Source organism: Mesorhizobium sp. M2A.F.Ca.ET.039.01.1.1, from assembly GCF_003998035.1.
GTDB lineage: Bacteria > Pseudomonadota > Alphaproteobacteria > Rhizobiales > Rhizobiaceae > Mesorhizobium.
In genome coordinates, this window is the sequence record NZ_RZRY01000276.1 from 1 (window position 1) to 7842 (window position 7842).

Here is a 7842-nt window from a genome sequence, read left to right on the forward strand (position 1 = left end):
AAGCCAATGCGCGCCGCGCCGCGATCAATACCAGCGACAGCGACACGCTGAGCAGCGCCGCGCGACGCTTACTAGCGCCGGGCTCGCCTTGATCGCGGCGCTGCTCAGCGTGTCGCTGTCGCTGGTATTGATCGCGGCGCGGCGCGCATTGGCTTTGCGTCGCCGTGCCGGCAGCGCCATGTCGCTGCTCGAGCATGCCGCCGACACCGGCGCCGGCTTCGTGCTCGTCGTGCCGCCGATAGTTCTTGGCGCCGGCTGGTTCCTGGCGCTGCGCAACATCACCGATGTCTTTGCCGTCGCGCCGGTGATGGTCGTCGCCGTCAACGCGGTGATGGCGATGCCCTTCGCCATCCGTGCCATTCGCCCAGCCTATGACGCGGCGAGCGAACGCCATGAGCGGCTTTGCCTGGCGCTTGGCATATCCGGCTGGACCCGGCTCAGCCTGATCGACTGGCCGTCGCTCAGGCGGCCCTTGGCCACCGGCTTCGCTTTCGCCATGGCGCTGTCGCTCGGCGATCTCGGCGTGATCGCGCTGTTCGGCAGCGATTCCGTGCAGACCTTGCCCTATCTTCTGCTTGCGCGCATGGGCAGCTACCGGACCGCCGACGCGGCGGGGCTCGCCTTGCTGCTCGGCCTGGTTTGCCTGATGCTGGTCGTCGTCGCCGATGGGCTGGGGCGGGAAGCAAGGGCATGACATCGACGGATAACGGCATCGCGGCAGGGAAGGCGCTGACCGTCACACTCGAAGACGTGTCGTTCAGCTATGGCGAATCGTCCTTCCGCTTCAATGCCGAGTTCGCGGCGGGCAGGATCACCGCCATCATGGGGCCGAGCGGCTCCGGCAAGTCGACGCTGCTCAATCTGATAGCCGGCTTCGAAACACCTAATAGCGGCAAGGTGCTGATCGGCGGCATCGATATCGGCGCCACGCCGCCCTCGGCGCGACCGGTGTCGATGGTGTTCCAGGAAAACAATCTGTTCGCGCATCTTACGGTCGAGGCCAATGTCGGGCTCGGCCGCTCGCCGTCGCTGAAGCTCGGCGATGGCGATCGCGCCGCCGTCGCCGAGGCGCTGGCGCGCGTCGGCCTGGCCGGCAAGGAAAAGCGGCTGCCGCGCGAGCTTTCCGGCGGCGAAAGGCAGCGCGTCGCGCTGGCGCGGGTGCTGCTGCGTGACCGGCCCGTCTTGCTGCTCGACGAACCTTTCGCGTCGCTCGGCCCGGCGCTGCGCGAGGACATGCTCGACCTTCTCGCCGGCATCCATGCCGAGCGCAAAATGACGGTGCTGTTCGTCACCCATCAGCCGGAAGATGCGCGCCGCATCGGCCAGAACGTGGCCTTTCTGGATGAGGGCAGGATCGCGGCGACCGGGCCGGCTGATGATTTCTTCGATCGGTCTGGACCGGATGCGTTCCGGCGCTATATCGGCGATCGAGGCGGCACCGTTGCCGGATCACAACATATTGCCCGGAAGCGGACATAATTTACGCTCAAACCGGCAACGGGTGATCCGGCGTTTGCTTGCCTTGTCCGGGGGAGTATGGCTAGGTCCGGCCATGCAGGTCCGGCGGGGCCGCGATTTGCCGAAAGATTTCGAAAGGAAGCCGATCTGTCGACCGGCGCTGAGAAAGTGTGGATGAGGCCACTGGCACGATTTTTCGCGCTGGCGGGCGTTGCCGTGCTGGCGAGCTGTCAGATGTTCACGCCGCCGGACGTGCAGGAGAGCGGCTTCCAGCCTTCCGACAAGCCGATCACCGTCGACAATGTCGTCGCCAACGCCAAGCTCGCCGAAATGGCGAAAGCGCAGCATCCGCGCATTCTCGCCACCTATGGCGGCGAGTATTCCGACCCGAAGCTCGAACGCATGGTGGCCAAGGTCGTCGGCAATCTGACCGTGGTGTCGGCCAACCCGACCCAGACCTATCGCATCACCATCCTCAACTCGCCCAACGTCAACGCCTTCGCGCTGCCGGGCGGCTATCTCTATGTGACGCGCGGCCTGCTGGCGCTGGCCAATGATTCCTCCGAGCTTGCCGCCGTCATCGCCCATGAGATGGGCCACGTCACGGCGAATCACGGGCTGCAACGGCAGCAGCTCGAGGCCGAGGAAGGCCTGGCGACCAAGGTGGTGTCGGACGTGCTTGGCGACAGCCCGACCGCCAAGGCGGCCCTGATCCGCGGCAAGCTTCGGCTGGCGCAGTTCTCGCGCAACCAGGAACTGCAGGCCGACGCCATCGGCATCAAGTCGATCGGCGAGGCGGGCTACGATCCTTACGCAGCTGGCCGCTTCCTGCAGTCGATGTCGGCCTATACCGATTTCCGCTCGGTCAGCGGCGCCACCGACGCCAGCCTCGACTTCCTGGCGACGCACCCCAACACGCCGCAACGCATCGAACTGGCGCAGCGCCTTGCGCGCAATTTCGGCCCCCCCGGCGTCGGCACGCGCGACCGCGACGCATTCCTCGCGGGCATTGACGGTCTGCTTTACGGCGACACGCCGGAAGAAGGCTATGTGCGCGGCCAAACCTTCATGCACCCCAATCTCGGGGTCTCCTTCACCGTGCCGGACGGTTTCGTCATCGACAATTCGGCGGCCGCCGTCACCGCGACCGGGCCGGGCGACATCGCCATCCGTTTCGACGGCGTGGCGATCGACAAGTCGGTGTCGCTGACCGATTACATCCGCAGCGGCTGGGTGGCGGGGCTCGAAGACGCCAGCGTGCGCCAGGAGACGATCAACGGCAATGAGGCAGCGATGGCGCATGCCAACGCGCAAGGCTGGCAGTTCGACATCGCGGTGATCCGCGCCGGCGGGCAGGTCTACAGGCTGCTGACGGCCGCGCCCTCGGCCAGCGCTTCGCTGGATCCTGTGGCGCGCTCGGTCAGCGGCTCCTTCCGAGTGCTCACCCCAGCCGAGAAGGCGGCGCTTAAGCCGCTGCATATCCGGGTCGTCACCGTCCAGGCCGGCCAGACCATGGGCTCGCTCGCCGCGCAAATGGTCGGCGTCGACCGCAAGCTCGATCTGTTCCGTGTGCTCAACGCCATGTCGCCGGGCGCCAGCGTATCGGCCGGCGACAAGGTCAAGATCGTCACCGACAAGTAGGGCTCCGCATTCGCGTTCGTGCGGCCCGGCGCTTTGAGAGCTTGCCGCGATGTGCGATCCCTAAAGCGCGTCGCGACCTTTCAGATTCGCTCCATGCGCGTAGGTTTTTGGTCACGCGTTTCTTTGTCCCGAAACCGATTCACACTTTCGGGATACATGCTTTAAGCCGCGCAATCGACATGGCGACATGCGTTGTCCCGGCTGGTCCGGCCACGCGTCGCGGCTGCTATCCACCTCTGACGGTGGAGATGCCACCAAAGCCTGTGGTGCTGGCGTCGGTGCCGGGAGGTTCGCCCGTGGCGGGGCTGTCGGGGGGATCCGGAGTGTCGCTGTCCGGAGTGCTGTCGTCAGTACTGCTCTGCCTGGAAGGAGACGGGCGATCGCCGCTACTGCCGCCCCGCCAAGGCGCCGGCTCGATCAAGGGCGGCACCGGTTTGACCGGAGGTGGGGTTATCATCGGCGGTGCAGGCGCGCGGATCACCCTGATCTTCGTGATTACCTTGGGCTTGCATACAGCGGCTGTCTGGAAGCGGCGCCCGGCAAGACCGAGAATGCTCATCGAATAGACTTCCTGCCGTTCCATGCTGGCCTTGAGGAACGCCAGAGCGCGGGCCGGATCGGCGGGCACGCCATTGCGGCCTTCCTGGAAGATCAACGCGAGATCGTTCATGGCGCTGATATGCCCCATCGCCGCAGACTTGAGCAGCAGGTCCAATCCCTTTCGGGGGTTCGGCTCGACGCCGACGCCGTTGAACAAAGCGCGTCCCCAGGCAGCCATGGCGGCTGGATCGCCCTGGTCGGCCGCCTGGGCATAGAGGCCATTCGCTTTCGTAACATCCGCGGCGGTGCTTGTTGCGGACGCCGCCATATAGGCGAGCTCGAAAACGGCTCGGGCATGGCCCTTGTCGGCGGCCTCCTGAATGGCCTTCCTAGCCTCGTCGACCTTGCCGGCCGCCAGCAACGCCCGTCCGAGCTCATAGCGGAAGCGGACGACATTGGGGTAGGCTTTAACCGCCGCTTCGCAAGCTTCGATCGCTCCGCCGCCGATCTCGTTCGGCTGGCGGCCGGGGGCGACGCCCTGCAGGTCGAGCGGCGCGCCTGCCGCCCGGTCGCAAGGGTCGACGCTTGGCGACAGTTTCACCGTGGCCGGCTTTGACGCCTTGCCAGCGCGGATCTGGAAGCCGAGCTCGAGGGGAGCGGCGGCGCCGATCTGCGGCTCGTAGCGCAATTTGTCGATCTCGTTGGCCAGAATGGTCGAATCCGGCGACAATGTGCGATCCGGCAGCGACAGCGTTCCTGTTGCCGGGTAACTTGCGAGCTTCAGGCTGATGCCGGGGTCTCCGGTCGGAAAATCCAGGTTCAACGGAACCGGGCCGACGCCGACCGGGACGCTGAGTTTGCTCTTCTTCTGGATCGCCTCGGCGGCACCGGTGATGTGGAGGCCACGCTCCACCATCAATTGCTTCTGCTCGGCCTTCAGGGACGCTGCGCTCTGCTGGCCCTCAGCGCCACCCTTGATGCGCAAGACCAGGATGCCCTGAGATACGCCACCCCACTCGTCATGTGTGGCATAGGCCAGCGTTTCGACCTGTTCCTGCGTGTCGGACGCCTTGGGCAGGTCGATCAGCAGACGCGGCAGGTCGTTGCCCGCAATCTGGTCGCCTTCGGCGACGGGTTTGCCGTCCAGCACCAGGCCTGCGAGCGCGGGAAGCGTTTCAAAGCTTACGGTGACCGCGCTGCCGTCGACAGTGACAGGCGTCGGCAGGTCAAGCGCGACCGGCCCGATCCCCGACGGCACGACTCTCTCCAGCACCGGCGGCAGCGCCGGCTTGTTCGCACGGTGCATGAGCACTACTTCGTCGATCAGCGAGGAGTTCTCCCAAGGAACCTGCTTGCCTTTGGTGGCTGCGACCACGTCGCGGCGCACCGCGGCCATGACCGCGCGTATCTCCTGGTTCGGCGCCAGCGCGCGGCGCGAAAAAGCGGATGAGAATGGACTGGCGTTGCCCGTCCCGTCATAGGCGATCGCATCGGGACCGGTGGCAAAGGCAATCAGCGCGTTCTGCGAGCTTTTCACCTCGGCAAGACCGGTGCCGCTAGCGGTGATCAGCTGGTCCCGCAGCCAGTAGTCCTTGCGCGGAAACGGATTGTTGCGGCAGGCATCGAGGATGATGATCTGGATTTTCGACTTCGAGCGCAATTGCTCCAGCATGTCATCGAGCTTGATCGCCTGAACCTCGATGTCGGCGGCCTGCTTGAGCGAAGCGTCGACAGGGATCAGGAAATTCACGCCACCGATCTGAAACCCGTGGCCCGAATAATAGACGACAGCGAGATCGGCGCCATCCGCGGCCGCGAGATAGTTGCGGAACTGCTCCTCGAACTGCAGCTTGGTGACGTCCTTGGCGACGAATACATCGAAACCGGCCAGCCGGAACGTCTTCGAGACGTCCTTGGCGTCGGTGTCCGGGTTCTTGAGCGCCGGAATATTGCGGTATTGCGAATTGCCGATCACAAAGGCAACCCTGCGGTCAGCGTGCGCTTCGAACGTCGCGAAGCCCACGAGGATCAAGGCTGCAAGGAAGGCGCAGCATCGCAGCATGGCAAGTCCCCCATCCGCTATGGTCTGTCGGATTCACCAAAGACCAGTTGCGCGCGCGGGTCTGTTAAAGAATTCACAATACGCTGATACAGTAAGAAGGAAAGCTTTTGCCGCAACGGGGATATATTTTTGTTCAATGAATAGAACTCGCCAACAACTTCAAGTTGCTGCTCAGGCGGCCTCCGCCAGAAATTCCGGGTTCTGCTTCACCAGCGCCAGCTTCAGCTTTTCCATGGCACGCGCCTCGATCTGGCGGACACGCTCCTTGGAGATGCCGAGCTGTTCGCCAAGTGATTCAAGCGTGGCGCCGTCATCGCTGAGCCTGCGCTCCTCGATGATGCGAAGCTCGCGGGCGTTGAGCGCGCCAAGCGCGCTTTTCAGCCAGAGGGCGCGGCGCTGGACGTCGATTCTTTCGCCGACGATCTCGTCAGGCAACGGGTCTTCGGAGACCAGGAAATCCATCCGCTCGGCAGCGCCGTTTTCGTCCGCAAGCGGTGCGTTGAGCGAGCTGTCTGGGGAGGACAGGCGTGAATCCATCATCGCCACGTCCGCTTCGGGAACGCCGAGCGCCGCCGAGACCTCGCGGTAGAGCGAGGCATTGGAGAGCGGCTCGGCGCCGTTGGCCAGCCGTGCGCGCAAACGCCTGAGATTGAAGAACAGCGCCTTCTGCGCCGAGCTGGTGCCGCCGCGCACGATCGACCAGTTGCGCAGGATGTAGTCCTGCATCGAGGCGCGGATCCACCAGGTGGCATAAGTCGAGAAGCGCACTTCGCGCGCGGGCTCGAAACGAGCCGCCGCCTCGAGGAGGCCGACATGGCCCTCCTGGATCAGGTCGCCGAGCGGCAGTCCGTAATGGCGGAATTTCGAGGCCATGGAGATGACCAGCCGCATATGGGCGACGGTGATCCGATGCAGCGCGTGCTGGTCGTTCTCTTCCTTCCAGCGGAGCGCAAGGACATGCTCCTCGTCGCGCTCGAGATAGGGAGCCTTCATTGCCGCCCGGACCAGTGTCCGTCCTGCCGCGTCCTCAATCATGCCGGCTCCTGTTGGCGGTCATTACGCTCATGACGGTTGAAAAGACGCCGCCGCGCCCTACAACAGCCATGCAACGTGTCAGGCGCATGGATGGTTCCGCCGCCCGAGGGGGCAAATGTTGCCGGCGGGAACATTCTGTTAGCGGGTCCCGAAATGCCGCTTCGCGGATTATCGGGCGATTTTGAGAATCAGATTTCCGGGAAAGCCGATTTTTGAAATCGGGTTCCTTATTTCGCGACCTTCTATCTGTCAGTTTCCGGCTCTCACAATCGGACCGGCATACCGGTCAAAACGGGATCACAGAAAAATGAAATGGCTTAAATCGCTCCTCATCGTCGGAACGCTGCAGGTTCTGGCGGTCACCGCCGGCCATGCCGGCGCCAATCTCGACCAGATCAAACAGGCCGGCGTGCTCAAGGTCGGCACGGAAGGCACCTATGCGCCCTTCACCTATCATGACGAATCCAACGCGCTGGTCGGCTTCGACGTCGAGATCGCCAAGGCCATCGGCGACAAGCTCGGCGTCAAGGTCGAGTTCCTGGAAGGCAAGTGGGATGGGCTGATCGCCGGCCTCGACGCCAACCGCTACGACGCCGTCATCAACGAGGTCGGCATCACCGACGCGCGCAAGGCCAAGTATGATTTCTCGGATCCCTACATCGCCTCGAAGGCGGTGCTGATCGTGCGCGGCGACAATACCGACATCAAGACCTTCGCCGATCTCAAGGGCAAGAAGTCGGCGCAGTCGCTGACCTCGAATTTCGGCAAGCTTGCCGAGAAGAACGGCGCGGAACTCGTCGGCACCGACGGCTTCGACCAGTCGATCCAGCTTCTGCTCACCGGCCGCGCCGACGCCACCATCAACGACAGCCTGTCCTTCCTGGATTTCAAGAAGCACAAGCCGGACGCCAATGTGAAGATCGCCGCGCAGGAAGAGAATGCCGACTATTCCGGCGTCATCGTGCGCAAGGGCGATCCGGAACTGGTCGCGGCCATCAACAAGGCGCTGGCCGACATCAAGGCCGACGGCACCTACAAGAAGATTGCCGACAAGTATTTCGGCCAGGACGTTTCCCAGTAAGCCGAACAGTCTGTTGCCTGAATTC

Annotated in this window: 6 protein-coding genes; 4 read left to right on the top strand and 2 right to left on the bottom strand. The window is 64.0% G+C overall.

Going from position 1 to position 7842, the window contains the following annotated elements:
* The 3 genes from EOA24_RS20390 to EOA24_RS20400 all read left to right on the top strand — a co-directional run.
* A partial coding sequence (locus tag EOA24_RS20390) for an ABC transporter permease subunit (RefSeq protein ID WP_127410012.1) occupies window positions 1–694 on the top strand: 694 nt, incomplete at its 5' end.
* Window positions 691–1479, top strand: coding sequence for a thiamine ABC transporter ATP-binding protein (gene thiQ, locus EOA24_RS20395; RefSeq protein ID WP_126080773.1), 789 nt, complete (start codon window positions 691–693; stop codon window positions 1477–1479). The genes EOA24_RS20390 and thiQ, both read left to right, overlap by 4 nt.
* Before the next feature lie 153 nt (window positions 1480–1632).
* Entirely contained in the window at window positions 1633–3099 is a 1467-nt protein-coding gene (locus tag EOA24_RS20400; RefSeq protein WP_042647760.1) for a M48 family metalloprotease, read from the top strand.
* Window positions 3100–3325: 226 nt separating this feature from the next.
* Here EOA24_RS20400 and EOA24_RS20405 read toward each other — a convergent pair whose 3' ends face one another.
* Window positions 3326–5701 carry a caspase family protein gene (locus EOA24_RS20405; RefSeq protein ID WP_127410013.1) on the bottom strand — a complete coding sequence of 792 codons (2376 nt, stop codon included), beginning with the start codon at window positions 5699–5701 and terminating at the stop codon, window positions 3326–3328.
* A 171-nt stretch (window positions 5702–5872) separates the two neighbouring features.
* Window positions 5873–6736: an RNA polymerase factor sigma-32 gene (locus EOA24_RS20410; RefSeq protein WP_042647759.1), complete on the bottom strand. Its 864-nt coding sequence runs from the start codon at window positions 6734–6736 to the stop codon at window positions 5873–5875.
* Window positions 6737–7043: 307 nt separating this feature from the next.
* Here EOA24_RS20410 and EOA24_RS20415 point away from each other — a divergent pair, with 307 nt between their 5' ends.
* Window positions 7044–7817, top strand: coding sequence for an amino acid ABC transporter substrate-binding protein (locus tag EOA24_RS20415; RefSeq protein ID WP_126080775.1), 774 nt, complete (start codon window positions 7044–7046; stop codon window positions 7815–7817).
* The last annotated feature ends 25 nt before the right edge of the window (window positions 7818–7842 follow it).